We start from the raw sequence: 25563 nt of genomic DNA, 5'->3' as shown, positions 1-25563 counted from the left end.
GGGGCACACCGGGTCGCGCGACGACGGTAGGTTCCGGCGGGTGCGGATCACCAAGTTCACCCATGCCTGCGTCCGGATCGAGCACGACGGCCGGGTCCTCGTGATGGACCCGGGCACCTGGAGCGAGCCCTCCGCCCTTGTCGGCGCGGACGCGGTGCTGGTCACCCACGAGCACACCGACCACGTCGACGTGTTGCGGCTGGCCGGCCTCGGGGTGGCGGTCTTCGCGCCCCGGGAGGCACGACTGCCGCCGGTGGCTCCGCTGCCGGTCACCCGGGTCGAAGCCGGCGACCGGTTCACCGCCGCCGGCTTCGCCGTCACCGCGGTCGGCGGTCGGCACGCCACCATCCACGACGGGGAGCCGGACTGCGCCAACCTCGGCTACCTGGTCGAGGAGGCGCTCTACCACCCGGGGGACTCGCTGCACCCGCCCGGTCGACCGGTCGACACGCTGCTGGTGCCGGCCCAGGCGTCCTGGCTGAAGCTCACCGAGGCGATCGACTTCGCCGGGGCGGTCGACGCGCGCCGGGTCGTCCCGATTCACGACGCCCAGCTCAACGAGCGGGGACTGGCCAGCGTGAACGGCTGGTTCGGCGAGACCCTGGGCGACCGCTACCGCTACCTCGCTCCGGGCGAGACCGCCTGATCCGCCACCGCGCCCGCGTCAGGTTGGCGGCGCGGCCGTCCGGTGTCCCGGCCGCCCCGGCCCGGCCCCCCACGCCGGCCGGTCGCCGAGCGGAACTCCGCCCGGCGACCGGGGTCGGCGGTGGGCTGCCGTGGCCGTGGCACCGACCGGCTCAGAGCTCCGCCGGCAGGCCGAACGCGGGGAACAGCGCGTGGCCGAAGGTGGTGATCTCCGCGATCCGCCCGTCCCGCACCCGCAGCACGTCCAGCTTGAACGCCCGGAACACCTGGTCGCCGGGGCGCCGAAGGTAGCTCGCCGCGGCCGGCAGCCGGTTGGCGTACGTCGGCAGCAGCCGCCAGTCGCCCTCCCGCTCCGGCCCGAAGGCCCGTTCCAGCAGCGGCACGATGGTCGCGACCCCGTCGAAGCACATCGGCGCCGGCGGCATGGTGATCCGGAGGTCCGGCGCCGCGGCGGCGAGCGCGGCGGTGGCGTCGCAGCGTTCATGGGCGTCGATGAACCTGGCCAGCAGCTCCCGTTCCCGCTCGTCGGCCGGGTTGGCCGCCCAGTCGGCCCGCCGGGCCGGCAGGTGGGACTGCAGGGTGGCCCGGGCCCGCTGCAGGGCGCTGTTCGCCGCCGCCACGCTGGTCTCCAGCAGCTCCGCCGTCTCCGCCGCCGACCAGCCGAGCACGTCGCGGACCAGGAAGGCGGCCCGCTGCCGGGCCGGCAGCACCTGCATGGCGGCGAGGAACGCCAGCTCGATGGTCTCCCGGGTCACCGCCACCGCGTCCGGCTGCTCGTCGCCCGGCGCTACCCGGTCCAGCAGCCGGTCCGGGTACGGCTGCAACCACGGCACCTCCGCGTACGACCGCACGGCGCGCGGCTGCCGGCCGGTGCGGCGCAGCAGGTCCAGGCAGACGTTGGTGGCGATCCGGTAGAGCCAGGCCCGGGCCTGCGCGCCGTCGAAGCCGTCCCGCCCCCGCCACGCCCGCAGGTACGTCTCCTGGACGGCGTCCTCGGCGTCGTCGAAGGAGGCGAGCATCCGGTAGCAGTGCACGTGCAGCTCACGCCGGTGGCGTTCGGTGAGCGCGGCGAAGTCGGGGTCGGCCGGCGCGGGGCGCAGGTCGGCGGTCACGCTGCCGCCGCCCCGGCCCGGCCGACCTCCTGGACCAGCCACTCGTTGCCGTCCGGGTCGCGCAGCGACAGGAAGGAGCCGTAGTCCCGTCGCTCCGGGTCGGGCCCGGGGGTCTGTACGCCGCCCGCCGCGAAGTGGAAGACCTCACTGGGCTTCGCGCCCCGGTCCACCAGCTCCGCCCACGCCGCGTCGATGTCCGGGACGACCAGGTGCAGGCCGCTCACCGAGCCCGCGGCGTCCGGCTTGCGCATCAGCGCGATCGAGCAGGCGGAGCCGGGCGGGGTGAGCTGCACGACGCGGAAGTCCTCGCCGGCGGAGTGGTCCACGTCCAGCCGGAACCCGGTCTGGTCCAGGTAGAACGCCTTGGCCCGGTCCACGTCCGAGACGGGCACCACGACGAGTTCGAGCTTCCAGTCCATGATCGGCCTCCCTGGCCTTCGGTGACGGCTGTCGTGACGTACAACGTCGGGGCGGACGGGGACTCATCGGTGTTCCGATGAGAATGTCACCAGTTCCCGACCGGGGTGGTGCTCGACGGCGAGCGGCGGCGCACGCTGATCCGCCGGGCGGAACGGGGCGGCCTGGTCATCGAGGACGACTACGACGCCGAACACCGCTACGACCGCCCGCCGGTGCGTGGCCCTGCGGGGCCGCCCCGGCACCACGCGGCGCTGGTGCGCCGCCAACGCCCCCGGCGACCTCGAGCGGGGGGTCGCGACCCTCGGCGCCGCCCTGCGCGGGCTGCGCTGAGGTCGCGGCGGGCACGCCCGCGCCGCCCGCCGCCGGCCGGTCAGTCCACGACGGGTACGGGCTGCGCCGGCGCGTAGAGCGCGGCGAGCGCGGCGGCCGTGTCGGCGAGGTGGGCGCGCAGTTCGGCGGGGGAGAGCACCTCCACGTCCGCGCCGAGCCGGAGGAGGTCGCCGTGGGCGTGGGTGAGCGACTCGATCGGCACCACCGCCCGCACCCAGCCGGCGTCGTCCGGTGGGCCGGCGCTGCGGTCGACGGCGGCGACCACCGCGTCGCTGCCGATCTCCCGAAGTCGGTCCCGCCCGCGGGGGGAGAGCCGGATGGCCGCCTCGTCGCGGTGCAGCCGGGCCCGGAACTCCACCACGTGCGCCCGCCACCAGTCCGGCAGGTCGAAGTCGGCGGGCCGGTCGAAGGGCTCGTCCAGGGTGGTCAGTTCGAGGATCTGGTTCACCCGGTAGGTGGCCGGCTCGGCGCGTTCCGGCCGGGCGGCCACCACGTACCAGCGGCCGCCCTTGAGCACCAGGCCGTACGGCTCCAGGATGCGGGTCACCTCGCCCCGCCAGCTCCGGTAGCGGACCCGGATCCGGTGCTGCCGCCAGACCGCGTCGGCGGTGGGGGCCAGGTGCGGCGACGGGTCGCCGTCGGAGTACCAGCCGGGGGTGTCCAGGTGGAACCGCTGCTGGAGCTGGGCGGCCCGGTCCGCCAGCGGCGGCGGCAGCGCGGCCTGCAGCTTGAGCTGGAGGGTGGCGACGACCGGCTCGTAGCCCAGCTCGGCGGCCGGCCCGGGCAGCCCGGCGAAGAGCAGCCGGTCCGCCTCCTCGGCGGTGAGCCCGGTCAGCCGGGTCCGCCAGCCGTCGACCAGCCGGTAGCCACCGGCGTGCCCGGCCTCGCCGTAGAGCGGGATCCCGCCGGCGTGCAGCGACTCGACGTCCCGGTAGATGGTCCGGACGGAGACCTCCAGCCGCTGCGCCAGCTCGGCGGCGGTGAGCCGCCCGTGGGTCTGGAGCAGCAGCAGGATCGACAGGAGACGACTGGCCCGCATCCACTGACAGTAGCTGTCAGGGGAGCCGTTGTACCGTCCCGGCATGGCATTTCGCGACAAGGAGTTGACCGTGCCGGGGACCGTCGAGGTCGCCGGCCGGCACGTCAAGCGTTACCACATCGACCAGCCCGACCGCCGGCTCGAACCCGAGGTGGTGGAGGCCGCGTACGCCTTCCTGCCCAAGTTGCTGCCCCAGCCCGACGGAGGCACCCCGCCGGCGAGCTGGGTGGTGCTGCACCGGGGCGCGGACACCGGCGCCTACCTGCTGGCGTACAGCTGGTTCTGGGACAACGTGGTGGAGTGCCGGATCGCGGTCGCCGGGCAGGCTGCCCTGGACTGCCCGGACGACGACCCCGCGCACTTCGTGCCGATGCCCCGCCCCGGCGTGGGCTGCGTCTGGGAACTGGGCGTGCTGGAGCACGAGCGCGCCGCCTGGATCCGCCACGTCCTCGCCCCCGACCGGCCCGACCTGGCCGGCTACCTGGCCGACACCCGCGCCGAGGGGCCGGTGGGCTTCTGATGGGCGACTTCGACTTCCTGGTCGGGACCTGGGACGTGACCAACCATCGCCTGATGAAGCGGCACGTCGGTAGCGACGAGTGGGACGAATTCCCGGCCACCTCGGTGGCGCACCGGTTCTTCGACGGCGCCGGCAGCTTCGACGAGATGCGCTGCCCCACCCGGGGCTTCTCCGGCTCGACCGTGCGGATCCTCGACCCCGAGTCCGGGCTCTGGTCGATCTACTGGATGAACAGCCGTCGGGGTGTCCTCGAACTGCCGCCGGTGGTGGGCCGGTTCGTCGACGGCGTCGGCACCTTCTTCGCCGACGACCTCGACGAGGGGCGGCCCGTCCGGTGCCGGTTCATCTGGTCGGGGATCACGCCGACCTCGTGCCGCTGGGAACAGGCGTTCTCCACCGACGGCGAGCGCACCTGGGAGACAAACTGGATCATGGACTTCACGCGGACCGGCTGAGCCGGGTCAGGCCGGCGGTGGGGTGGTCGTGCGGTAGATCGCGGTCAGCCAGACGTCGAGCAGGACGTCGACCACGTCCCGCTCGGCCACGGCCGGGCCGTCGCCGGCGAAGGTGGCGTACCAGACCCGCTCGTTCATCGAGTTCAGCGCGATCGCGAGGTCCCGGGCGGGCAGCCCGTCCGGGGCCGCGCCGCGCCGGCGTTCCCCCTCGATGGCGGTCTCGACCGCGTGCACCCAGCGTTCCAGCACGGCGGCCCAGAGCTGGCGCACCTCGGCGTTGGTGCCGCGCACCTGGGCGCAGGCCAGTACCACCGCGCGGTGGCCGCCGAAGGTGGCGTGGAACCGGCCGATCAGCTCCCGCCAGCGGGCCCGGGGGTCCTCGGCGAGCCGGTCCAGCACGTCCCCCGCGGCCGCGTCGGCCTCCTCGATGACCCGGTCGAGCAGGGTGAGCAGCACCGCGTCCTTGGACCGGAAGTAGAAGTAGAAGGTGGGCCGGGAGATCCCGGCCCCCTTCGCCAGGTCGTCGATGGAGATGTCGCCGAAGGCGCGCTGCGTCAGCAGCCGTTCGGCGGTGGCGAGGATGGCCAGCTCCCGGTCGTCGCCCGTCGAGCGGCCCGGTCGTCGCCCGCGCGTCGGCGCGGCTCCGGTGGGCGTACGGGCGGCGGTCATGACGGCTGATGCTACACCCCCTCGACACTGTGTCGACTTAACTCGACAGGGTGTTGACTGGCGTCGACAGCGGTGGATAGTGTCCGGTCCACTGCCCCGCGAACGGGAGATGCGATGGCCTCCGACCACGTCGACGTCCTCATCGTCGGTGCCGGGCTCTCCGGCATCGGCGCCGCCGTGCACCTGCGGCGCAACTGCCCGGAGAAGACCTACGCGGTGCTCGAGGCCCGCGGGGCGATCGGCGGGACCTGGGACCTGTTCCGCTACCCCGGCATCCGCTCGGACTCCGACATGTACACCCTCGGCTACTCCTTCAAGCCGTGGACGAACCCGAAGGCGATCGCCGACGGCGACTCGATCCGCGCGTACGTCCGGGACACCGCCCGCGAGTACGGCGTCGAGCAGCACATCCGCTTCCACCACCAGGTGGTCCGCGCCGAGTGGGACAGCGGCCAGGCCCGCTGGACCGTGCACGCCCGCCGCGACGACACCGGCGAGGAGACCGTGCTCACCTGCGCGTTCCTCTTCACCTGCTCCGGCTACTACCGCTACGACGAGGGCTACACCCCCGAGTTCCCCGGCGTCGACCGGTACGCCGGCCAGCTCGTGCACCCGCAGCACTGGCCCGAGGACCTGGACTACACCGGCAAGCGGGTGGTGGTCATCGGCAGCGGCGCGACCGCGGTCACCCTGGTGCCGGCGATGGCCGAGCGGGCCGGGCACGTCACCATGCTCCAGCGCTCACCGACGTACGTCATCTCGCTGCCCTCCCGCGACGTGCTGGCCGACGCGCTGCGGCGCTGGCTCCCCGCGAAGGCCGCGTATCCGGTGGTGCGGTGGAAGAACGTGCTGCTCGGGGTCGCCAACTTCCAGCTCAGCCGGCGCGCCCCCAACGTGGTCAAAAAGCTGCTGCGCCGCGCCGCCAAGGGCCGGCTGCCGGTCGGCTACGACGTCGACCGGCACTTCTCCCCCCGCTACAACCCCTGGGACCAGCGGCTCTGCGTCGTCCCCGACGGCGACCTCTTCCACTCGGTGAGGGCCGGGCGGGCAGCCGTGGTCACCGACACCATCGACACCTTCACCGAGCAGGGCATCCGGCTCACCTCCGGGGAGGAGCTGCCCGCCGACGTCGTGGTCACCGCCACCGGCCTCAACCTGCTCGCCTTCGGCGGGATGACCCTGGCGGTGGACGGGCGGGAGCTCAACCTCGCGGAGACCGTCGCCTACAAGGGCATGATGCTCTCCGGCGTGCCGAACTTCGCCATGACGATCGGCTACACCAACGCCTCCTGGACGCTCAAGGCCGACCTGGTCGCCACGTACGTCTGCCGGCTGCTGCGCCACCTCGACGCCACCGGCCAGCAGATCGTCACCCCGGTCGCCCCCGCCTCCGACGAGCTGGAACCGATCATCGACCTGAAGTCCGGCTACGTGCTGCGCGCGGTCGACCAGCTGCCCAAGCAGGGCGCGACGGCGCCCTGGCGGCTGCACCAGAACTACCCCCGCGACGTGCTGCTGATGCGGCACGGCCGGCTCACCGACGAGGGCGTCCGCTTCTCCCGCGCCGGCGCCCCGACCGACGGCTCCCCGGCCGAGCCCACCGTGCGCGGGGCGGGCACGCCCGCCGACACCCCCGTCGCCTGACCGAGAGGAGCACCCCATGCGTGACTTCGTCTTCCCCGGCGGCACCGCGGTGGTCACCGGCGCCGCCAGCGGCATCGGCGAGGCCCTGGCGCACGCCCTCGCCCGGCGCGGCGCCGACCTCGTCCTGCTCGACCGGGACGCCGAACGGCTCGACGCGGTGGTCGCCGCGATCCGCGCCGCCCACCCCGACCGGCGGATCGACACCCACCTGGTCGACCTCGCCGACGCCGACGCGACCGACCGGGTGGCCGCGGAGATCCGCCGGGCGCACCCCCGAATCCGGCTGCTGGTCAACAACGCCGGCGTCGCGCTGGGCGGCCGGTTCGACCAGGTCACCTTGGACGAGTTCCTCTGGGTCGTCGACATCAACTTCCGGGCCGTGGTCCGGCTGACCCACACGCTGCTGCCCGCGCTCAAGGCCGAGCCCGGCGCCCACCTGGCCAACGTCTCCAGCCTCTTCGGGCTGATCGCGCCCGCCGGGCAGGCCGCCTACTCGGCCAGCAAGTTCGCCGTCCGCGGCTTCACCGAGGCGCTGCGCCACGAGCTGGCCGACGACGGCGTCGGGGTCACCTCCGTGCACCCCGGCGGCATCCGGACCCGGATCGCGCAGAGCGCCCGGGTGGGCAGCGGCGTCTCCCGGGAGGAGTACGAGGCCGGCCGCAGACAGTTCGAGAAGCTGCTCTCCATCGACCCGGCGAAGGCCGCCGAGGTGATCCTGCGCGGGGTGCAACGCCGCCGCGGGCGGGTGCTGATCGGCTGGTCGGCGAAGCTGCCCGACCTGCTGGCCCGGCTCGCCCCCGCCTCCTACCACCGGGTCCTGGTCACCGGCCTCAACCGGGGCGCGGGCGGCCCGGCAGCCCGGTCGACGTCCCGGCTGGAGCCCGCCCCGGCGGCGGATTCGGTGCCCACGCCCCGGCCGGCGGTCGACCCGCTGACCCCCGAGGCCACCCCCGGGCAGTCGGCGTGACCGTCTCCCTCCCGCCCGCCGACGAGCTGACGGTGGCCGGGCGGCGGATCCGCTGCCGGATCTCCGGCAGCGGCCCGGCCGTGGTGCTACTGCACGGCATCGGGCGCACCCTCGACGACTTCACCGGCCAGCACGAGCTGCTCGCCGCCGACCACCGGGTGGTCAGCGTCGACCTGCCCGGCCACGGCGGCTCCGCGCCGCTGGACGTCCCGCACACCCTGCCGGCGCTCGCCGCCGCCGTCGCGGAGTTCCTCGACGCGGCCGGGGCCGACCGGCCGGCGCACCTGGTCGGCAACTCCCTCGGCGGCGCGGTGGCGATGCGGCTCGCCGCCGACGAGCCGTCCCGGGCGGCCAGCCTGGCGCTGGTCAACAGCGCCGGGTTCGGCCGGGAGGTGACCGTCGCGCTGCGGCTGCTCGCCCTGCGCCCGCTCGGCCGGCTGCTGCTGCGCCCCCACCCGGCCGTCGCTCGCCGCACCGAGCTGGCGATCTTCCGCGACCCGGCGTACGCCACCGAGGAGCGGGTGGCGACCGCACTCGCGGTGGCCCGCCAGCCGCACGCCGCCCGGGTGATGCTGGAGCTGGTCCGCAGCCTCGGCACCTGGCGGGGCGTCCGACCACAGTGGCGCGCCGAGCTGCTCGACGCGGTCGCCGCGCTCGACGTCCCCACGCTGGTGGTCTGGGGCGACCGGGACCTGATCCTCCCCGCCACCCACCTGACCGCCGCCCGGTCCCGGCTGCCCCGGGCACGGACGCACCTGTTCGCCGACACCGGGCACATGCCGCAGATCGAGCGGGCCGAGGAGTTCCACGCGCTGCTCCGCGACTTCTGGGCGGACGCCGACCTGGCCTGACCCGGCCAGGGCGGGGTGCTGCCCCGCTTCTCCTCCTGGCCGGGTCAGACGGTGCGGTCGGCCGCCCCCTGGTGCCGCAGCACGAGTGTCACCGCCACCAGGACGAACAGCAGGCCGGCGAGCGCCGGCACCGGCGCCGGCAGCCACGGCGTGACCAGGGCCAGCACGGCCGCCGCCGGGAACAGCACCAGGCCGAGGCCCCGCTTCCAGCGCAGGTGCAGGACCCAGAGGGCGAGCAGGTAGACCGCGACGGGCACCGCCACGGTGTACCCGGCGGTCCGGCCGGAGACGTGGGCGACGTGCAGGTCGTGGTCGACCGCGACGGCGAGGCCGGCGCCCACCGCGGCGATCGCGGCGAATATCAGGTAGTGGCCGTACCCCCAGAACAGGGAGCCCCGCAGGGAGCCGGGTGGCAGCTGGCCCGGCCGGTCGAAGTAGAGCCACCAGAGCGCGAAGACGATCACCGCGCCGGCCGCGGCGAGCGACCACAACCGCGGGTTCCCGGCGTCCACCCCACTCTGGATCGCCACCGAGATGGCGAGGATCGCCTCACCGAGCACGATCAGGGTGAACAGCTGATACCGCTCGGCGATGTGGTGCGGATGCCAGCTGGTCTTCCCGAGCCGCTCGGCCACCACCGGCACCAGCACGTCGGCGAGGGCCAGTACCAGGAACGCCGGCAGGCCCCAGCCGTCCGGCAGGGCGAGCCGCAGCAGCCAGCCGAGCTGCACGACGAGGACCCCGGCCGCGTAGGTCGTCGCGGTGGCCCGTCGGTCCGGGTTGCCGGCGGCCGCGCGCAGCCAGTTGACGATCGTGGCGAGCCGCATCACCACGTAGCCGTAGGTGATGGTGGTGAAGTCCGCGTCGGTGAACGCCCGTGGCACGCCGGCGGCGAGGATCAGTGCCCCGGCGATCTGCACCAGGGTGGTGATCCGGTAGACGTCGTCGTCGGTGTCGTAGGCCGAGGCGAACCAGGTGAAGTTCATCCAGGCCCACCAGATCGCGAAGAAGACCGTCAGGTAGCTGGTGACCGCGTGCCCGAGGTGGTTCTCCGACAGGTCGTGGTGCAGGCTGCCGGAGGCCTGGGCCACCGCCACCACGAAGCAGAGGTCGAAGAAGAGCTCGAGCGGGGTGGCGACCCGGTGCACCTCGTCGGGCCGGCGGCCCCGCATCGGCCGGTACCAGGAGCGGACGGGTGTGTTGCCGGTGGTCACGAGAGTGCTCCTCGCCGCAGGCCCGCCAGTTGCGCCCACGATAGCCGGGCGATCGCCCGGCCGCGCGGAACCGGTCAGCCCGGCAGCGCGCCGGCGGCGGCCAGGTCCATCGCCAGCAGCGCCTCCTCGCCGTACGTCCCCAGCCGTTCGGCGAAGCCGCCGACCTGCCGGTATGCGGCGCGGGCAGCACCACCGCGCAGGCCAGGAAGTCGAGCCCGGTCGGGCCGGGCGCGTCCGGGGCGGTGCCGAGCGGGGCCTGGGCCATCGCCGCGGAGATCGGGTCGGGCCGGCCCTCCCGGCCGACGAGCCCCCGCCCGGTCAGCAGCGCGGTCCGGGGTGGGGTGCGCAGCAGCTCCCCGGCTCGCTCCAGCGACCCGGGCGCCCAGTACGGGTCGTCGTCGGCGTACGCCACGAACGGGGTGTCGGCCAGCGCCACGCCGACGTTGCGGGCCGCCCCGGCGCCGGCGTTGCGGCCCAGCTCGACCACGCGTACGTGCGGAAAGGCCCGCGCGGCCGCGGCCGGGGCGCCGTCGTCCGACCCGTTGTCCACCACGATCGCCGGTGCGGCGCGCCGGGGGCAGGGCCAGGAGCTGGTCCCGGCGGTTGCGGGTGGCGACCAACGATCGGCAAATCCGGCGTCATGGCCGCCCAGGTGCCCGGGGACGCCGGCCCTCACTCGACCGGGGCCGGCGCGATTCCCGGGTCCGATCAGGTGCGGGACCCGCCCGGGCGGGGAAGACGGCCGGCGTGGCCGAGGTGACCCTGCTGCTCGCCGGCGACGTGATGACCGGTCGCGGCGTCGACCAGATCCTGCCCCGGCCGGGCCTGCCCGCGTTGCGGGAGGCGGCGGTCACCGACGCCCGTCGCTACGTCGAGCTGGCCGAGTCCGTCGCCGGACCGGTTCCGCGCCCGGCCCCGCCGGAGTGGCCGTGGGGCGCGGTGTTGGGCCTCCTCGACGAGCTGCGCCCGGACGTGCGGATCGTCAACCTGGAGACGGCGGTGACCGGGCGCGGCGAGTACGCCCCGGGCAAGGGCATCCACTACCGGATGCACCCGGACAACCTCGCCTGCCTCACCGCGGCCCGGCTCGACGTCTGCGCGCTGGCCAACAACCACGTCCTCGACTTCGGCGCGGAGGGGCTCACCGACACCCTGGACGGCCTGCGCCGGGCCGGCATCACGCCGGTCGGCGCGGGCCGGGACGAGGACGAGGCGTGGCGGCCCGCGCGGGTGCCCCTCGACGGCGGCCGGCGGCTGCTGGTCTGGTCGGTGAGCGCCCCGTCCAGCGGGGTCCCGCCGCAGTGGGCGGCGACCGGCGGGCGACCCGGCGTGGCGTACCTGCCCGAGGTCTCCGAGGCGACGGCCGAGGCGCTCGTCGACCGGATCGGCCGGGAGGCGGGGCCGCGGGACCTGGTGGTGGTCTCCGTGCACTGGGGGTCGAACTGGGGCTACCAGGTGCCGGACGAGCACGTCCGGTTCGCGCACCGCCTCCTGGAGTCCGGCGTGCACCTCGTCCACGGGCACTCGTCGCACCACCCCCGTCCGGTCGAGCGGTACCGGGACCGGCTCGTCCTCTACGGCTGCGGCGACCTGATCGACGACTACGAGGGGATCGGCGGGGAGGAGTCGTACCGGCCGGAGCTGCGGCTGCTGCACCTGGCCACGCTGGACGCCGACACCGGGGAGCTGCGCCGGTTGCGGCTCGCCCCGGTGCGGATGCGACGCATGCGCCTGGAGCCGGCCGGGCCGGCGGAGGCCCGCTGGCTGGCGGAGCTGCTGGACGGGCTGGGCGCGCCGTACCGGACCCGGTTCGTCCTCGGCGACGACGGCCTCATCACGCTGCGACCCGACTGACGCGGCGGCGCGTGGCGTGGGCCACCTTCGGGGGCCCGGCGGAACCACCAGGCTGGACTGGGACGCATCATAGATACATGACGCATCCCACGGCCTCGCCGCGTGCGACCGCGCCGTCCGCCGCCGAGCGGGCCTACCGGCACCTCAAGCGCGCGATCCTGGAACAGGTCTACCCGGGTGGCTCGCTGATCAGCGAGGGCGAGATCGCCGAGGCGGCCGGGGTCTCCCGCACCCCGGTCCGGGAGGCGCTGCTCCGCCTGGAGGCGGAGGGGCTGGTCGCCCTCTACCCCAAGCGCGGCGCGCTGATCCGGCCGGTCTCCGCCCGCGAGATCGCCGACGTCATCGAGGCCCGCCGGCTGGTCGAGCTGCACGCCGCCGAGCGGGTGTGGCCGCGCCGCGCCGAGCTGAAGGCCGACCTGGCCCGCTGGCTCACCGAGATGCGTCGGGCGCACGCCGCCGGCGACGTGACCGCGCTGATGGCCGCCGACCGGGCCTTCCACGCCACCGTCGTCGAGGCCGCCGGCAACGAGATCCTCGCCGAGCTGTACCACCGGCTGCGCGACCGGCAGCTGCGCATGGGCGAGGCCAGCTTCCGGCTCTCGCCCGGCTGGGCGGAGGTGGCCCTCACCGAGCACGCCGGCCAGCTCGCCGCCCTCGACGGCGAGGACCCGGAGGCCTGGCTCGACGCCGTGCGCGCGCACATCGACAACGCCGCGACCGTGCTGCGGACCCTGCGGTGAGCGCCGCCGCCGCGCGCCGCCCCGCCGTCCTGGTCTACGCGGTCGCGCTCACCGCGTACGTGGCCGCGGTCTTCCACCGCAGCTCGCTCGGCGTGACCGGGGTGGACGCGGCCGACCGCTTCCACATCAACGCGTCGGCGCTGGCCACCTTCTCCGTCGCCCAGCTCGCCGTGTACGCGGCCATGCAGGTCCCCGTCGGGGTGCTGCTCGACCGGTTCGGCTCCCGCCGGCTGCTGCTCACCGGCGGGGCGCTGATGGTGGCCGGGCAGCTCTGCTTCGCCGTCGCCACCGACGTCCGGCTCGCCGTCGCCGCCCGGGTCCTGGTCGGCCTCGGCGACGCGATGACCTTCATCAGCGTGCTGCGGATCGTCGCGTTCTGGTTCCCCGGGCGGCGCAACCCGCTGCTGGTGCAGCTCACCGGCACCGTCGGGCAGCTCGGCGCGGTCCTCGGCGCCGTACCCCTGGTGGCACTGCTGCACCACGCCGGCTGGACCCCCGCCTTCCTCACCGCCGCCGCGCTCGGCGCCACCGTGCTGCTGCTGGTGCTCGTGGCGGTACGGGACACCCCGCACGCCGAACACGCCGCCGGCGTCGCCCCGGACCTGGCCACCGTGCGCCGGCAGCTCGCCGCGGCCTGGGCCCAGCCGGGCACCCGCCTCGGCCTCTGGACCCACTTCGTCACCCAGTTCTCCGGCTCGGTCTTCGCGCTGCTCTGGGGCTACCCGTTCCTGGTGCAGGGCCAGGGCCTCTCACCCACCGCCGCCGCCTCCCTGCTCACCCTGATGACCGTCGCGACGCTGGTCTGCGGTCCGGTCGTCGCGCACCTGTGCGCCCGGCACCCGTTCCGCCGCTCGGTGGTGGTCTTCGCCATCACCGCGGCCACCGCCGGCGTCTGGGCCGTGGTGCTCGCGTGGCCGGGACGCGCGCCGCAGTGGCTGCTGGTGACCCTGGTGGTCGTCCTGGCGGTGAACGGACCCGGCTCGGTCATCGGCTTCGACTACGCGCGCACGTCGAACCCGGTGCACCGCATCGGCAGCGCCACCGGGATCGTCAACGTGGGCGGCTTCGTCGCCTCGATCGCCCTGGTGCTCGCCGTCGGCGTGGTCCTCGACCTGGCCACCCCGGCCGGGCGGTCCACCCCGCCACTGGACGCGTTCCGCTGGGCCTTCGCCGTGCAGTACCTGCTCTGGGGCCTCGGCGCGGTGCAGGTGCTGCGCTACCGCAACGCCGCCCGCCGCCGGTACGCCGCCGACCGGGCCGCGGTGGCGGTGCCGGCGGCCGCCTGACCCCTGGCCACCGGGCCGGCGGTCCGGTCAGCTGCGGAGGCGTCGGTGGGTGAGCGAGTCCAGCACCAGGGTCAGCCCCGCGCCGACCAACCAGACGTCCTTCGCGATGGGGATGCCCGCCTGCGTGGGCTTCAGGCTGCGTGGCTCCCGCAGCCCCGGCGTCTTCAGGTAGAGCTGCATCAGCCCGGCGCCGAACGCGGCCAGCCCCAGCCCGACCAGGAACGACGGTGCGAACGGAGTGAGCAGCGCGGCACCCAGGGCGATCTCGCTCCTGGACAGCAGCTTCGCGAACCGGGCAGGGTCCAGCTGCCGGAGCTGCGGGACCGCCCCCACGGCCATGCCGTGCATCGCCTCGGCGGCCTGGCCCTCCAGGCTGCGCTTGCTGAGCCCGGAATTCAGGAAAAACGCGCCGATGCTGAGCCGCAGCGGCGCATGCGTCAGCTTCATGACCACTCCCGTCGGTGCCGGAGAACCGTGCCCCGGCCTACCCGGTACGGGCGGTGCTAACCCGCCGAACGGCGCTGGGCCGACGGCGGCGCCCGGCGGTAGGTTCGCGGGGGAGCGTGATCGCAGTCGCAGGCAGGAGGGCACCGTGAGCCAGGAAGTCCGGGGAGTCGTGTCGCGGCGCAAGGGCGCGCCGGTGGAGGTCACCACGATCGTGGTGCCGGACCCGGGGCCGGGTGAGGCGGTCGTCCGCGTCCAGTCCTGCGGGGTCTGCCACACCGACCTGCACTACCGGGAGGGCGGCATCAACGACGAGTACCCGTTCCTGCTCGGTCACGAGGCCGCCGGCATCGTCGAGCAGGTGGGGGAGGGGGTCACCGGAGTGGCGCCCGGCGACTTCGTGGTGCTCAACTGGCGCGCCGTCTGCGGGGTGTGTCGGGCCTGCCGCCGGGGCCGCCTCTGGTACTGCTTCAACACCCACAACGCCGCCCGGAAGATGACCCTGACCGACGGCACCGAGCTGTCGCCCGCGCTGGGCATCGGCGCCTTCGCCGAGAAGACCCTCGTGCACGCCGGGCAGTGCACCAAGGTCGACCCGGCGGCCCGGCCGGCCGCCGTGGGCCTGCTCGGCTGCGGGGTGATGGCCGGTCTCGGCGCGGCGATGAACACCGGCCAGGTCACCCGGGGCGACTCGGTCGCGGTGATCGGCTGCGGCGGCGTCGGGGACGCCGCGGTCGCCGGCGCCGCCCTCGCCGGGGCGACCACGATCGTCGCGGTGGACACCGACTCCCGCAAGCTCGACTGGGCGCGCAGGTTCGGCGCCACGCACACCGTCAACGCCTCCGACGACGACCCGGTCGAGGCGATCCGCGCGGCCACCGGCGGCTTCGGCGCCGACGTGGTGATCGACGCGGTCGGCCGCCCGGAGACCTGGAAGCAGGCCTTCTACGCCCGCGACCTGGCCGGCACGGTGGTGCTGGTCGGCGTGCCCACCCCGGAGATGAAGGTGGAGCTGCCGCTGCTGGACGTCTTCGGCCGGGGCGGCGCCCTCAGGTCCAGCTGGTACGGCGACTGCCTGCCCAGCCGGGACTTCCCGCTGCTCACCGAGCTCTACCTGCAGGGCCGCCTGGACCTGGACGCCTTCGTCACCGAGGAGATCGCCCTGGACCAGGTCGAGGAGGCGTTCACCCGGATGCACCACGGCGACGTGCTCCGGTCGGTGGTGGTCTTCCCGTGACCGCCCGCGTCGACCACACGGTCACCTCCGGCACCTTCTCCCTCGACGGGCAGACCTTCGACGTCGACAACAACGTCTGGGTGGTCGGCGACGACGCCGAGTGCGTCGTCGTCGACGCGCCGCACGACGTGGCGGCCGTCCTGCGCGTCGTCGGCGACCGCCGGGTGGTCGCCGTCCTGGCCACCCACGCCCACGACGACCACGTACGCGTGGCGCCGGAGCTGGCCCGGGCCACCGGCGCGCCGGTGCTGCTGCACCCGGCGGACCGGGTGCTCTGGGACCTGGTCCACCCGGGCACGCCGCCCGACGGCGAACTGGCCGACGGCGCGGCCGTCGAGGTGGCCGGCACCGCACTGCGGGTCCTGCACACCCCCGGCCACAGCCCCGGCGCGTGCAGCTTCCACGCCCCGGCCCTCGGCGCGGTCTTCACCGGCGACACCCTCTTCGCCGGCGGGCCGGGCGCCACCGGCCGCTCCTACAGCGACTTCGGCACCATCATCGAGTCGATCCGGACCCGGCTGCTGACCCTGCCGCGGGAGACCGTCGTGCACACCGGCCACGGCGACAGCACCACGATCGGCGCGGAGGCGCCCCACCTGGCGGAGTGGCTGGCCCGCGGCCACTGACCGCGCACCGCCGCGACCGCGCCGCCGGTCCTTGTCGACATCAGGAGCGGCGCGGGAGGGTCAGCGTTCGCCGTCGAGGACCGGCTTGACGTCCAGCACCGGGGTGCCGTGCAGCGCTTCCAGGTCCGCCACCCGGATCCGGAGCCCGTCGAGTTCGAGGACCCGGACCCGGTGCAGGCCGATCGGGTTCGGCCGGTGCGGCGAGCGGGTGCTGAACACGCCGGTCTCCGGGCGGGAGCGGTCCCCGCGCGGATGCACCGCCAGCACGTCCCGCCGGGCCCGGTCCAGCCAGGTCAGCACCAGCAGGTCGGCGCCGGCACGCAGGTCGCGCAGCGCCGGGCCGACGCGCTCGTCGAAGACCAGCCAGGCCTCCGGCGCACCCTCGTCGCCCTGCTTCGGGGCCAGGGCCGGGTCGGTCAGCGGCGACTCCACCCGGCCGACCGGGTGCAGCGCGTACCCGTCGTCGTTCACGCCGTGGCCTCCTCCCGCAGCATGTGCAGCCGGACGGTGGTGCCGGCGGCGGTGGTGTGCACCCGGACCAGGTCGCAGAGGGCGTGCACGATGACCAGGCCCCGACCGCCGATGCCGTCGAGCGCCGGGGCCAGCCGGCCGGCGAGCGGGTCGGCCAGCCAGCCGTCGTCGTGGATCTCGCAGACCAGGTGCGTACCGGTCAGCCACACCTGGAGGGTGTCGGTGCCGCCGGCGTGCGCGACGCTGTTGGTGGCCAACTCGGTCACCGCGATCGGCAGGTCGGCGATCCGGTCGCCGTCCAGGCCGGCGCCCGTCGCGTGGTCCGCGACGACCCGGCGCACCCGCGGTAACGTCTCCAGGTCGTACCGCAGGGTGGCGACCACCTCGTCCGGGGCGGGCAGCGACTTGTTGTGCCGGGACACCACGTCCCCCGGGGCGTAGCCCCCGCTGGGCCGCCGCCCGGCGCGGTCCACCAGCACGGGGTGGGTGCAGCGGGCCTCCGCGAGCACCCCCGGTTCGAGCCGGCCCGCATCGTACGGGCACAGCACGGTGACCTCGCGACCGGCGAGCGCCCAGTTGATCGACGCCTCGTGCTGCGCGCAGGCCGGGTACTCCTGGTCGGTGCGGCCCGCCCAGATCGGCTCGCCGATGATCCGCACCCGCCGACCGGCGTGCTTGTCGGCGAAGGCCTGGAGCACCCAGGGGATGATCCGTCCCGGGTTGCGGCCGGCCTCGGTCATGTCGGCGTACCGGACGGCGTCCCCGCTCGGCCCGACCGCGGCGCGGATCAGCGCCAGCTGGGCCCCGGGCGTCGCCACCAGCACCGGCTCGCCGGCGGCGAGCCCGTCCTGGATGAACGGCACCGTCGTCTCCAGGAGGCTGGCGGCGTCGGTGTAGAAGAGTCCCTCGTGAACGAGGCCGCCCGCCGGGGGCCCGGTCCGCGCGCTCATTCCGGCCGCTCCGCAGGTTCCCGCTCCCGGACCAGTCCGAGCAGTCGCCTCAACCCCGGGCGGCACCCCACCAGCCGGACGCCCGCCGCCGCGGCCCGATCGGCTTGGACGAGGGCGGTGGCGGCGCGTACGTCGGCGAAGCTCAGCCCGGAGAGGTCGAGCACCGCCGGCCGGCTCTGCGCGGCCGGCCCGGTCACGGCCGCGAGCACGGCGGCGAACGCCTCCTGGTTGCTGCGGTCCACCTGCCCGACCAGGCGCAGCCCCGGCGGGTCGGCCGTCCGGTACGCCCGCAGCAGCGGGGTCCAGCCCCGGTCGGCGTGCGGCCCGACGGTCGCCGGATGCGCGGCGGCCACCGCGTGCAGCCGCTCCGGCGGGAAGAGCCGCCGGTCGTAGAGGCACATCCCCGCCACCTGCCGGTCGAGGAACACCCGGTTGACCTGTGCCTCGTACCGGGACAGGTCGAGCAGCGTGGTGCCGGTCCGGACGGTCCAGCCCATGTCGCCGGCCAACCGGAGCCCGGGGTAGCCCTCCCGATGGGCACGGTCGATCTCGCCGACCAGGGTTTCGATCATCGACTCGGTGGCCAGCCGGCCACCCGACAGCAGGCCCACGTAGCTCTCCACCGCGGGCACGATGCGCAGCTGGCCGACAGCGACCGCCGTCTCGGTCGGCACTCCCGCGTCCTCGAGGTGCGTTCGCAGCGTCCGGGGGGTGAAGGTGTCGGTGAAGCAGATGACCTTGTGGCCGAGGCGGAGTCCGGTGGCGGTGAAGCGCGTGACGGCGTCGAGCGCGTCCCGCTCGTCGTCGTGCGCCCAGCAGACGTGGTCTCCGAGGTGGACCCGGTCGACCACGGCGGTAGCAGTCACTGTCATCGCCTTCCGGTCCGCGCGCCTCACTGTAACGCCGGCTCCGGTATCGGCCTAACGGGCCACCGTCGGGCCGCCCGCTTGCCGGACGGGGGTGCGCCCGGCTACCCTGCGGAGGGACCCGGATGCCGGCGGACGACGCCGCCCGGAGTGCCACTCATCCCGCTCCGCTCGGTCCAGCGCCGTCCCGGGGCTTCGATTCACCTCCCGCCTCACCGTGACGCGCCTTTTCACCGTCACGCGGCTTTCACCCTTACCCGGCTCCGTCGCCGCTGTCGCCGCCCCCGGGCCGAGCACCGGTCGCCGCTGTGGCCGATCGCGGTAAGGCGCGCCTATCCCGGCGCGGCTCACCAGGACGGCGCCGCCCGCCGGTCTAGCCCACGGCCGCGGCGCCCTGTCACCGCACGGTCCGCCGGTGACGGCGCCGCCTCCCGGCCGGGCGCTGCGCACGCCAACCCCTGACCCCGGGACTCGCCCGTTCACCATCCGCTCCCCGCCGCCGGGCATCAGGCACCCGCGGGGGCGGTCACCTCATCCGAAAGGCACCCGATGACCACCGAATCCACCGCCCTGACCCCGGTCAGCGGCATCGTCGACACCGACGACGACCACGCCTACGTCCGGGCCCACGGCTACCTGCCCTCCCCGGACGACATCCACGTCTCCCTGTCCCAGCTCAAGAGGTACGGCCTGCGCCGCGGCGACCTGGTCACCGGGACGGTACGCGCCGGCGAGCCGCGCCGGGGCCGGCACGCCGCGCTGGCGCGGCTGGACACCGTCAACGGGATGGAGCCGGAGGAGGCGCGGCGGCGGCCGGAGTTCTACAGGCTGACCCCGGTGTACCCGCAGGAGCGGCTGCGGCTGGAGACCGAGCCGCACATCCTGACCACCCGGGTGATCGACCTGGTGATGCCGATCGGCAAGGGCCAGCGGGCGCTGATCGTCTCGCCGCCGAAGGCGGGTAAGACGATGGTGCTGCAGGCGATCGCGAACGCGATCACCCGCAACAACCCGGAGTGCCACCTGATGGTGGTGCTGGTCGACGAGCGGCCGGAAGAGGTCACCGACATGTCTCGGTCGGTGAAGGGCGAGGTCATCGCGGCCACGTTCGACCGTCCGCCGCAGGACCACACCACGGTGGCGGAGCTGGCGATCGAGCGGGCGAAGCGCCTGGTCGAGCTGGGGCACGACGTCGTCGTGCTGCTCGACTCGCTGACCCGGCTGGGCCGCGCCTACAACCTCGCCGCCCGCTCGGGCGGCCGTACGCTCTCCGGCGGCGTCGACGTGGCCGCGCTCAACCCGCCGAAGCGGCTGCTCGCCGCGGCCCGCAACGTGGAGGAGGGCGGCTCGCTGACCGTCGTCGCCTCGGCCCTGGTGGAGACCGGATCAGCGGCCGACACGCTGATCTACGAGGAGTTCAAGAGCACCGGCAACGCCGAGCTGCGGCTGGACCGGTCACTGGCCGACCGGCGTACCTTCCCGGCCGTCGACATCCGACCGTCCGGCACCCGCCGGGAGGAGCTGCTCGCCACCGGCGCCGAGTTGCACCGGTTGCGCGGCCTGCGCGCGGCTCTGTCCGGACTGGACCGGCACCACGCCCTCGACCAGCTTCTCCGCCAGCTCGCCGGCACGCCGGACAACCACCGCTTCCTCGCCCGGCTGGACCCGCCGACCCGCGACTAGCATCGGGTCGCATGACCGATGATCCAGCTGACCGTCCGCCCACCGTCCGCCAGCTGCGTCTGGTCGTGGAGGCCGACGACTACGAGGCCGCGGTCGCCTTCTTCCGCGACGCCCTCGGCCTGCCCGAACAGGCTGCGTTCTCCGGTGGGGACGGCGCCCGGGTGGTGATCCTCGAGGCGGGCCGGGCCACCCTGGAGATCGCCAACCCGGCGCAGAAGCGGATGATCGACGAGGTGGAGGTCGGTCGCCAGGTCGCCCCACGGATCCGGGTCGCGTTCGAAGTGGACGACGGTCGGGCCGTCACCGACCGGCTGGTCGCGGCGGGCGCCGCCGAGGTGGCCCCGCCCACGGTCACCCCGTGGCAGTCGCTCAACGCCCGGCTCGACGCCCCGGCGGGCCTGCACATCACCGTCTTCCAGGAGCTTCGCCCGCTGGACGAGCGGGCCACTCTCCAGGGTTTCGGCACCGACCGCGAGGCCTGACCGCGCTCGGCGCCCCCGGGCGGCTGGAATTGAGGTGCGCCCGGCGGGGACCGTGCCGATACTCGGGCCGTGTCCGTCCCGCGCACCGCCACGGCCGAACCCCGCGCGCTCACGCCGGCGCAGACCGCCGCCCTGCGGCACGTCCGGCAGGTCGCCCTGCGGGACCGGCCGGCCGCGCTCGCCGTCATCGCGCGGCACCTGGCCGGGTCGGGCGCCGCGTACTTACCGGAGGACGTCATCGCCGCCGTCGCCGCGCACGGCCGGCTGACACTCAACTTCCACCCGGACCGCCTGCTGCGCGACGGCCGTACGGTGGCGACCGCCTTCGACGAGGAGGGCGTCTACCGCAGCCAGTTCGAGACGGGCATCTCCAACGGCGGCCTGACCGCCTTCCCCGGCGGGGACCGGGACCGCTGGGAGGAGACCCTGTTCGGCGGGGCGTACCAGAGCGCCGACGTCCTCCCCGCCGACCGCCCCAAGTACGGCGGCCTGAACCTGCTCGACCACCCGGACGGCGCATGCCCTCGGTTCGGCTCCTGTCACCTGCGGCTGCGTCCCGAGGTCCTCGGCCGGGCCACCCTCTGCTTCGGCGACAGCCACCTCGGCCCGAAGGACCTGGGCACGGTCGACGTCGTCGAGCCGGTGCTCGCGGCGCTGCTCGAGGCCACCGCCGGGACGGGCGTCAGCCTCGGAGTGGCGGGCATGGACACGGCCACGCTGCTGCGTACGCTGGTCCGTCGCCGGGAGCGCGAGTCCGCGCGGCCCGGAGCTGCCGGGCGGGCGCTCGACGACTACGTCGAGGCGCAGATCCACGGCGAGCTGAGCCTGGCGAGGGACGTGGAGGCGCTGGTGGCCGATCCGTCGTTCCGGGACACCGACACGGGGCGGACGCTGGCGGGCATCGCCCGGCGGCACGGATTCCCGCTGCTCTGGCACGCCGGCTTCGAGCTGCCGGTGGACGGGATCGACGCGGAGTTCCGGGGACCGGCCATCCCACCGCTGGCCGCCCGCGTGCACGCGGAGTTCGCCCGGCCCGGGGAGCCGGTGCACGCCGCCCTGATCGGCCGGGCCGCCGCGTCGGTCGTCGCGGAGCCCGGGCGCTGGGCCGACCGCGGCCCGACGGAGGACACCCTCCAGCACCTCAAGCAGCTCTGGCACGTTCTCGTCCGGTTCGGTACGCCCGCCGGCCGCTGACCGCGTCCCGGAAAAATCCACCCGCTCGTGGGCAGCCGGCCGGTTCGCCGCCGTGCGTCCGGAAAGCGGGCTTCATGCCCACGGCAGCCGGCGGTCAGCTCGTCGGATACCCCTCGTGACCTGGGTCGCAGCTTCTGCTGCGCCTGGCATTTCCGGAATGACCGACACGCGTAGCTGGTTGTGTCCCCCGTGGCGCCGGACCGCAAACCCGTACCGGCCGGTAGTTCCCCCCGAGGTGCGCTCACCCCGGAGCGCGTCGTAACGATCGAAAGGGCAACCATCGTGAAGCAGCACTTCACTCGATGGCTCCCCGCCATCGCCAAGACCAGGCAGGACTTCTCCCGACGGCTGCCCGCCATCGCGGAGGCAACGCGGAGCAAGATCGCGAATGTCCCGCAGAGCAAGGCCGCGCTGAGCGTCGCCGGCGTGGCCGCCATCGGCGCCCTGGCGTTCGGCCCCACCGCCATCGCCGCGCCGGTGACCGGCGGACCCCATGCGGGCGCCGTGGCCGCCATCGACCTGGCAACGGGCAAGAAGACCGAAACCGCCGTGCCCGCGCAGACCACCGGCGCCCACAAGGTGAACCAGCCGGCCTCCGAGAAGCCGAGCCGGGACAAGCTCATTCCGCACGGCGTCGAGGGCGCCCAGTCGCGCGTCCCGCTCGACGACGCGCAGATCGCCAACGCCAAGGCCATCGTCAAGGCGGCCAAGGAGACCGACGTGGGCGAGCGCGGCGCCGTCATCGGCGTGGCCACCTCGCTGCAGGAGTCGAAGCTGTACAACCTCGGCCACCTCGGCGAGAACAACGACCACGACTCGCAGGGCCTGTTCCAGCAGCGCCCGTCGTCCGGTTGGGGTTCGCCCGAGCAGATCACCGACCCGGACTACTCCGCCAAGGCGTTCTTCAACGCGCTGAAGAACGTGGGTGGGTGGCAGCAGTTGCCGCTGACCGCGGCGGCGCAGACCGTCCAGGTGTCCGCCTTCCCGTACGCGTACGCGCAGTGGGAGGAGCAGGCGGCGGACATCGTCCAGCAGCTCTGGTGAGCTGAGCTCTCTTTCACCGGTCGGTCCCTTCTCCTGGGGGCCGGCCGGTTCCTCTTGGCCGCACCCCCGTTGCGAGCGGGCTCCGCCGCGCCGGCCCCGGGTCGGGGTCGGTTCTTTCCCCGGGGTACGCGGTGCCGCCCCCTGGTTGGGTCGACCCTGAGTCGGCTCCGGGGCGGGTCACCGTCGCTCGGTGCCCCGGCGGCTCGCGCCCGCCCGCTTGGCTCGCGCCCGCCGCCCTGGCTCGTGCCAGGTTGCGCAGTCGTGCGCGGGGGCGGCGTGATCGACTCCGTGTCCCCGATGTAACGGTGTCCGACAGGCGCGGATACCGCCACATCGGGAATGTGGTGCCCGGGTGTCCGGTCCGCCCCGCCAGGCGACGTGCGGTCTGGGCCGGGTGTCCGTTTCCGGGTGTGACCGGCGGCATCCCGGGGCCGGAATGATGCCCAGGCGGGGGTCGTTACATCTGGCGTACGACCGAGTACCTGGCCCGCTCGACCGGGCCGATGGTCGGGCCCCGGAATGATGGTGGCCTGCCGGTCGTTACACATGGTCCCGGCGCCGCGAAGAGGCCCCCGCCCCGCGGTCGGACCGGGCGAAGACTTTCCCCCTGTACTTGTCAGCGCCTGACGGTGCTTGCGCACGTCCCGGCCCCCACCGGACGTGCGCCAACCCCCGAATGGAGCTTTCCCATGAACACGATCATTCGTAAGAGCGTGCTGGGTGTTGCTGGTCTGGCGTTTGCCGGTGGTGTGTTCGCCGGTCCGGTCGCCGCTCACGCCGACACCACCCCGGTGGCTGGCAAGCCCGTCGCGGTCGCGGTGCAGGCTGACAAGCCGGGCGTCGACAAGAAGAAGCTGATCCCGCACGGTGTGCAGGGCGCCCAGTCGAAGATCACCCTGAACGACGAGCAGACCGGCAACGCGAAGGCGATCATCGCCGCGACGAAGAAGGCCGGCCTGCCGGAGCGCGCCGCGGTCATCTCGATCGCCACGTCGCTGCAGGAGTCGAAGCTGGAGAACCTGGGTCACCTGGGTGACCGCAACGACCATGACTCGCTGGGCCTGTTCCAGCAGCGCCCGTCGAGTGGTTGGGGTACGCCGGAGCAGATCACCGACCCGGAGTACGCGACCCTGGCGTTCGAGAAGGGTCTGAAGCAGGTCGACGGGTGGCAGGACATGCCGCTGACCGAGGCCGCCCAGACGGTGCAGGTGTCGGCCTACCCGGACGCCTACGCCCAGTGGGAGAAGCAGGCCGCCGACCTGGTCGCCCAGCACTGGAACAGCTGACCCACGTACTGAAAGGGCCCTCTCCCCGCTCGGGGAGGGGGCCTTTAGCGCGATCCGCGGCGACCACCGGCGATGTCGACCACCGCCGCCGCCAGCGCGAGCGTGACGATGCCGCTGGCCAGCAGCAGCGAGTGCCGGAAGGCCGTCGACCAGTCGCCCCGGCTGCTGGCCAGCGAGGAGAAGAACAACGACCCGACGGCCGCGATGCCGGCGGCCGAGCCGATCCGCTGGCCGGTCTGGAGCATGCCGGCCCCGCTGCCCGCCTGCGGTACCGGCACCTCCGACAGGGTGAGCGTCTGGTTCGGGGCGATGACCAGGCCGCTGCCCAGCCCGGCGAGGAGCAGCGGCACCGCGGTCAGCAGCGGCACGGAGCCGGACGGCGAGCCGCGCAGCACCCAGACGGTGGCCCCGAGCCCGATCACCACGACGAGCAGGCCGATGGCGACCAGCGGTCGGCCGTACCGGGTGACGACCCGGCCGCCGAGGGCCGACGCCACCGCGGAGCCCAGCGCGAACGGGGTGATCGCCAGGCCGGCGATGAGGGCGCTGTAGCCGAGTCCATTCTGCAGGTAGAGGGTGAAGATGAAGAAGATGGCGGTGAACCCGCCGAAGTAGAGCAGCGCGATCAGCGCCCCGAGGCTGTACGAGCGCAGCGCGAACAGCCGCAGGTCGAACAATGGCGGCCGGTGTCGGGCGTACCACCGTTCCCAGAGGCCGAAGCCGATCAGGACGGCCAGGCCGGCCGGGATGAGCGCCCACTTCCACTGGGTGTGCCACTGCTCGCGCTGCACCAGCGGCAGCAGCACCAGGGTCACCCCGATCCCGAGGAGCAGCACCCCGATCGGGTCGAGGCGGTGCCGGTCCTGCTGGCCGGTGGGGCGGGCCGGGAGCAGCCGCCAGCCGAGCAGCACCGCGACGATGCCCACCGGGACGTTGACGAAGAACACCCAGCGCCAGCCGTGCTCCTCGCCGCCGAGCTGGATGAGCAGCCCGCCGAGCAGCGGCCCGACGGCGGTGGAGATGCCGATGGTGGCACCCAGCAGGCCGAACGCCCGACCGCGTTCCGCGCCCCGGAACAGCTGCTGGATCAGGCCGCTTACCTGTGGGTTCACGATGCCGGCCGCGGCGCCCTGCAACAGTCGGGCCGCGACCAGCCACTCGGGCGAGCGGGCCAGTCCGGCCAGCGCGCTGGTCAGGGTGAACAGCGCCACCCCGAGGACGAAGGCGTTGCGCCGGCCGCGGGCGTCGCCGAAGCGTCCGGCGGGCACCAGCACCAGCCCGAAGGTGAGCGCGTACCCGGAGAGCACCCACTGCAGGTCGCTGGGGGTCGCGCCGAGCGCGCGGTCCATCGAGGGCACGGCGACGTTGACGATGCTGACGTCGAGCAGCGTCATGAAGGCGGCGACCAGGCCGACGCCGAGCGCCTGCCAGCGCTTCCGCTCGTCGTACCCGCCGGTGTCGGCCGGTGCCGACGACCGGTCCGTGCTCATGGTGCCCCCCGAAGACCGCCGATCATGCATTCCTGATCGCTACC

At 74.3% G+C, this 25563-nt stretch carries 25 protein-coding genes and 2 pseudogenes; 16 read left to right on the top strand and 11 right to left on the bottom strand.

Going from position 1 to position 25563, the window contains the following annotated elements; genetic code table 11:
• The first annotated feature begins 40 nt into the window (after positions 1–40).
• Positions 41–646 (top strand): MBL fold metallo-hydrolase, encoded by a 606-nt coding sequence (locus tag ACTWO6_RS17870; protein WP_446214964.1) that lies wholly within the window; start codon positions 41–43, stop codon positions 644–646.
• A gap of 151 nt (positions 647–797) precedes the next feature.
• Here ACTWO6_RS17870 and ACTWO6_RS17865 read toward each other — a convergent pair whose 3' ends face one another.
• The 3 genes from ACTWO6_RS17865 to ACTWO6_RS17855 all read right to left on the bottom strand — a co-directional run bounded on the left by ACTWO6_RS17865 (position 798) and on the right by ACTWO6_RS17855 (position 3546).
• The gene (locus ACTWO6_RS17865; protein WP_446214963.1) at positions 798–1757 is read right to left on the bottom strand and encodes an RNA polymerase subunit sigma-70; all 960 of its coding nucleotides are present in this window, start codon (positions 1755–1757) and stop codon (positions 798–800) included.
• Positions 1754–2176, bottom strand: coding sequence for a VOC family protein (locus ACTWO6_RS17860; RefSeq protein WP_446214962.1), 423 nt, complete (start codon positions 2174–2176; stop codon positions 1754–1756). Before ACTWO6_RS17860 ends, ACTWO6_RS17865 begins: the two co-directional genes overlap by 4 nt.
• Before the next feature lie 371 nt (positions 2177–2547).
• Positions 2548–3546, bottom strand: a complete 999-nt coding sequence (locus ACTWO6_RS17855) for a helix-turn-helix transcriptional regulator (protein WP_446214961.1) — start codon at positions 3544–3546, stop codon at positions 2548–2550.
• Between the two features lie 43 nt (positions 3547–3589).
• On the opposite strand from ACTWO6_RS17855, the gene ACTWO6_RS17850 reads away from it, so the two are divergent.
• Together ACTWO6_RS17850 and ACTWO6_RS17845 are read left to right on the top strand one after the other, a co-directional pair.
• The gene (locus tag ACTWO6_RS17850; RefSeq protein WP_446214960.1) at positions 3590–4066 is read left to right on the top strand and encodes a hypothetical protein; all 477 of its coding nucleotides are present in this window, start codon (positions 3590–3592) and stop codon (positions 4064–4066) included.
• On the top strand, positions 4066–4521 hold the full coding sequence (locus ACTWO6_RS17845) for a hypothetical protein (protein WP_446214959.1): 456 nt from the start codon (positions 4066–4068) through the stop codon (positions 4519–4521). The genes ACTWO6_RS17850 and ACTWO6_RS17845 overlap by 1 nt, the downstream gene beginning before the upstream one ends.
• 6 nt (positions 4522–4527) lie before the next feature.
• On the opposite strand, the gene ACTWO6_RS17840 is transcribed toward ACTWO6_RS17845, so the two are convergent.
• On the bottom strand, positions 4528–5190 hold the full coding sequence (locus ACTWO6_RS17840) for a TetR/AcrR family transcriptional regulator (protein ID WP_446214958.1): 663 nt from the start codon (positions 5188–5190) through the stop codon (positions 4528–4530).
• Between the two features lie 114 nt (positions 5191–5304).
• Here ACTWO6_RS17840 and ACTWO6_RS17835 point away from each other — a divergent pair, with 114 nt between their 5' ends.
• Genes ACTWO6_RS17835 through ACTWO6_RS17825 form a run of 3 tightly spaced genes read left to right on the top strand, consistent with a single transcriptional unit; the run spans position 5305 to position 8652 of the window.
• Positions 5305–6834 carry a flavin-containing monooxygenase gene (locus ACTWO6_RS17835; RefSeq protein WP_446214957.1) on the top strand — a complete coding sequence of 510 codons (1530 nt, stop codon included), beginning with the start codon at positions 5305–5307 and terminating at the stop codon, positions 6832–6834.
• 16 nt (positions 6835–6850) lie between these two features.
• Positions 6851–7801 carry an SDR family NAD(P)-dependent oxidoreductase gene (locus tag ACTWO6_RS17830; RefSeq protein ID WP_446214956.1) on the top strand — a complete coding sequence of 317 codons (951 nt, stop codon included), beginning with the start codon at positions 6851–6853 and terminating at the stop codon, positions 7799–7801.
• Positions 7798–8652, top strand: a complete 855-nt coding sequence (locus ACTWO6_RS17825; protein ID WP_446214955.1) for an alpha/beta fold hydrolase — start codon at positions 7798–7800, stop codon at positions 8650–8652. The genes ACTWO6_RS17830 and ACTWO6_RS17825 overlap by 4 nt, the downstream gene beginning before the upstream one ends.
• Positions 8653–8696: 44 nt before the next feature.
• Here the strand turns inward: ACTWO6_RS17825 and ACTWO6_RS17820 are convergent, their stop codons facing one another.
• Positions 8697–9866 carry a low temperature requirement protein A gene (locus tag ACTWO6_RS17820; protein WP_446214954.1) on the bottom strand — a complete coding sequence of 390 codons (1170 nt, stop codon included), beginning with the start codon at positions 9864–9866 and terminating at the stop codon, positions 8697–8699.
• A gap of 343 nt (positions 9867–10209) precedes the next feature.
• Positions 10210–10416 (bottom strand): annotated as a pseudogene (locus tag ACTWO6_RS17815) (glycosyltransferase family 2 protein); the annotation flags it as partial.
• A 197-nt stretch (positions 10417–10613) separates the two neighbouring features.
• Here ACTWO6_RS17815 and ACTWO6_RS17810 point away from each other — a divergent pair.
• From ACTWO6_RS17810 to ACTWO6_RS17800, 3 genes are all read left to right on the top strand, one after another.
• Entirely contained in the window at positions 10614–11720 is a 1107-nt protein-coding gene (locus ACTWO6_RS17810; protein ID WP_446214953.1) for a CapA family protein, read from the top strand.
• A gap of 77 nt (positions 11721–11797) precedes the next feature.
• A complete protein-coding gene (locus tag ACTWO6_RS17805) occupies positions 11798–12460 on the top strand; it encodes a GntR family transcriptional regulator (RefSeq protein WP_446214952.1) in 663 nt (220 codons plus the stop codon).
• Positions 12457–13746, top strand: a complete 1290-nt coding sequence (locus ACTWO6_RS17800; protein WP_446214951.1) for an MFS transporter — start codon at positions 12457–12459, stop codon at positions 13744–13746. The genes ACTWO6_RS17805 and ACTWO6_RS17800 overlap by 4 nt, the downstream gene beginning before the upstream one ends.
• 27 nt (positions 13747–13773) lie before the next feature.
• Here the strand turns inward: ACTWO6_RS17800 and ACTWO6_RS17795 are convergent, their stop codons facing one another.
• On the bottom strand, positions 13774–14193 hold the full coding sequence (locus tag ACTWO6_RS17795) for a hypothetical protein (protein WP_446214950.1): 420 nt from the start codon (positions 14191–14193) through the stop codon (positions 13774–13776).
• Positions 14194–14338: 145 nt separating this feature from the next.
• On the opposite strand from ACTWO6_RS17795, the gene ACTWO6_RS17790 reads away from it, so the two are divergent.
• Positions 14339–15427, top strand: a complete 1089-nt coding sequence (locus tag ACTWO6_RS17790) for an S-(hydroxymethyl)mycothiol dehydrogenase (RefSeq protein ID WP_446214949.1) — start codon at positions 14339–14341, stop codon at positions 15425–15427.
• A complete protein-coding gene (locus tag ACTWO6_RS17785) occupies positions 15424–16053 on the top strand; it encodes an MBL fold metallo-hydrolase (protein ID WP_446214948.1) in 630 nt (209 codons plus the stop codon). Before ACTWO6_RS17790 ends, ACTWO6_RS17785 begins: the two co-directional genes overlap by 4 nt.
• Before the next feature lie 60 nt (positions 16054–16113).
• On the opposite strand, the gene tsaA is transcribed toward ACTWO6_RS17785, so the two are convergent.
• From tsaA to ACTWO6_RS17770, 3 genes are read right to left on the bottom strand one after another with little or no spacing between them, the layout of a single operon-like run.
• Positions 16114–16524 carry a tRNA (N6-threonylcarbamoyladenosine(37)-N6)-methyltransferase TrmO gene (gene tsaA / locus ACTWO6_RS17780; RefSeq protein WP_446214947.1) on the bottom strand — a complete coding sequence of 137 codons (411 nt, stop codon included), beginning with the start codon at positions 16522–16524 and terminating at the stop codon, positions 16114–16116.
• A complete protein-coding gene (locus ACTWO6_RS17775; protein ID WP_446214946.1) occupies positions 16521–17474 on the bottom strand; it encodes an anti-sigma factor RsbA family regulatory protein in 954 nt (317 codons plus the stop codon). The genes tsaA and ACTWO6_RS17775 overlap by 4 nt, the downstream gene beginning before the upstream one ends.
• Positions 17471–18340, bottom strand: a complete 870-nt coding sequence (locus tag ACTWO6_RS17770; protein ID WP_446214945.1) for an MEDS domain-containing protein — start codon at positions 18338–18340, stop codon at positions 17471–17473. The genes ACTWO6_RS17775 and ACTWO6_RS17770 overlap by 4 nt, the downstream gene beginning before the upstream one ends.
• A 540-nt stretch (positions 18341–18880) precedes the next feature.
• Here ACTWO6_RS17770 and rho point away from each other — a divergent pair.
• The 5 genes and pseudogenes from rho to ACTWO6_RS17745 all read left to right on the top strand — a co-directional run.
• Positions 18881–20023 (top strand): annotated as a pseudogene (gene rho / locus ACTWO6_RS17765) (transcription termination factor Rho); the annotation flags it as partial.
• An 11-nt stretch (positions 20024–20034) separates the two neighbouring features.
• Positions 20035–20505, top strand: a complete 471-nt coding sequence (locus tag ACTWO6_RS17760; protein ID WP_446214944.1) for a VOC family protein — start codon at positions 20035–20037, stop codon at positions 20503–20505.
• 69 nt (positions 20506–20574) lie between these two features.
• Positions 20575–21699 (top strand): DUF3626 domain-containing protein, encoded by a 1125-nt coding sequence (locus ACTWO6_RS17755; protein ID WP_446214943.1) that lies wholly within the window; start codon positions 20575–20577, stop codon positions 21697–21699.
• Positions 21700–21981: 282 nt separating this feature from the next.
• Positions 21982–22743 (top strand): hypothetical protein, encoded by a 762-nt coding sequence (locus tag ACTWO6_RS17750; RefSeq protein ID WP_446214942.1) that lies wholly within the window; start codon positions 21982–21984, stop codon positions 22741–22743.
• A 689-nt stretch (positions 22744–23432) separates the two neighbouring features.
• On the top strand, positions 23433–24029 hold the full coding sequence (locus ACTWO6_RS17745; RefSeq protein ID WP_446214941.1) for a hypothetical protein: 597 nt from the start codon (positions 23433–23435) through the stop codon (positions 24027–24029).
• 44 nt (positions 24030–24073) lie between these two features.
• Here the strand turns inward: ACTWO6_RS17745 and ACTWO6_RS17740 are convergent, their stop codons facing one another.
• On the bottom strand, positions 24074–25519 hold the full coding sequence (locus ACTWO6_RS17740) for an MFS transporter (protein ID WP_446214940.1): 1446 nt from the start codon (positions 25517–25519) through the stop codon (positions 24074–24076).
• Between the last annotated feature and the right edge of the window lie 44 nt (positions 25520–25563).

Source organism: Micromonospora sp. IBHARD004 (assembly GCF_052814115.1).
This window is presented reverse-complemented; position numbering and strand designations above follow the sequence as displayed.

What these genes read in the sequence shown, in the direction of transcription:
- ACTWO6_RS17740 (WP_446214940.1), bottom strand. Translation starts at nt 25,519, where the DNA reads ATGAGCACGGACCGGTCGTCGGCACCGGCCGACACCGGCGGGTACGAC.
- ACTWO6_RS17860 (WP_446214962.1), bottom strand. Translation starts at nt 2,176, where the DNA reads ATGGACTGGAAGCTCGAACTCGTCGTGGTGCCCGTCTCGGACGTGGAC.
- ACTWO6_RS17795 (WP_446214950.1), bottom strand. Translation starts at nt 14,193, where the DNA reads ATGAAGCTGACGCATGCGCCGCTGCGGCTCAGCATCGGCGCGTTTTTC.
- ACTWO6_RS17850 (WP_446214960.1), top strand. Translation starts at nt 3,590, where the DNA reads ATGGCATTTCGCGACAAGGAGTTGACCGTGCCGGGGACCGTCGAGGTC.
- ACTWO6_RS17760 (WP_446214944.1), top strand. Translation starts at nt 20,035, where the DNA reads ATGACCGATGATCCAGCTGACCGTCCGCCCACCGTCCGCCAGCTGCGT.
- ACTWO6_RS17835 (WP_446214957.1), top strand. Translation starts at nt 5,305, where the DNA reads ATGGCCTCCGACCACGTCGACGTCCTCATCGTCGGTGCCGGGCTCTCC.
- ACTWO6_RS17805 (WP_446214952.1), top strand. Translation starts at nt 11,798, where the DNA reads ATGACGCATCCCACGGCCTCGCCGCGTGCGACCGCGCCGTCCGCCGCC.
- ACTWO6_RS17855 (WP_446214961.1), bottom strand. Translation starts at nt 3,546, where the DNA reads ATGCGGGCCAGTCGTCTCCTGTCGATCCTGCTGCTGCTCCAGACCCAC.
- ACTWO6_RS17830 (WP_446214956.1), top strand. Translation starts at nt 6,851, where the DNA reads ATGCGTGACTTCGTCTTCCCCGGCGGCACCGCGGTGGTCACCGGCGCC.
- ACTWO6_RS17845 (WP_446214959.1), top strand. Translation starts at nt 4,066, where the DNA reads ATGGGCGACTTCGACTTCCTGGTCGGGACCTGGGACGTGACCAACCAT.
- ACTWO6_RS17840 (WP_446214958.1), bottom strand. Translation starts at nt 5,190, where the DNA reads ATGACCGCCGCCCGTACGCCCACCGGAGCCGCGCCGACGCGCGGGCGA.
- ACTWO6_RS17775 (WP_446214946.1), bottom strand. Translation starts at nt 17,474, where the DNA reads ATGAGCGCGCGGACCGGGCCCCCGGCGGGCGGCCTCGTTCACGAGGGA.
- ACTWO6_RS17745 (WP_446214941.1), top strand. Translation starts at nt 23,433, where the DNA reads ATGAACACGATCATTCGTAAGAGCGTGCTGGGTGTTGCTGGTCTGGCG.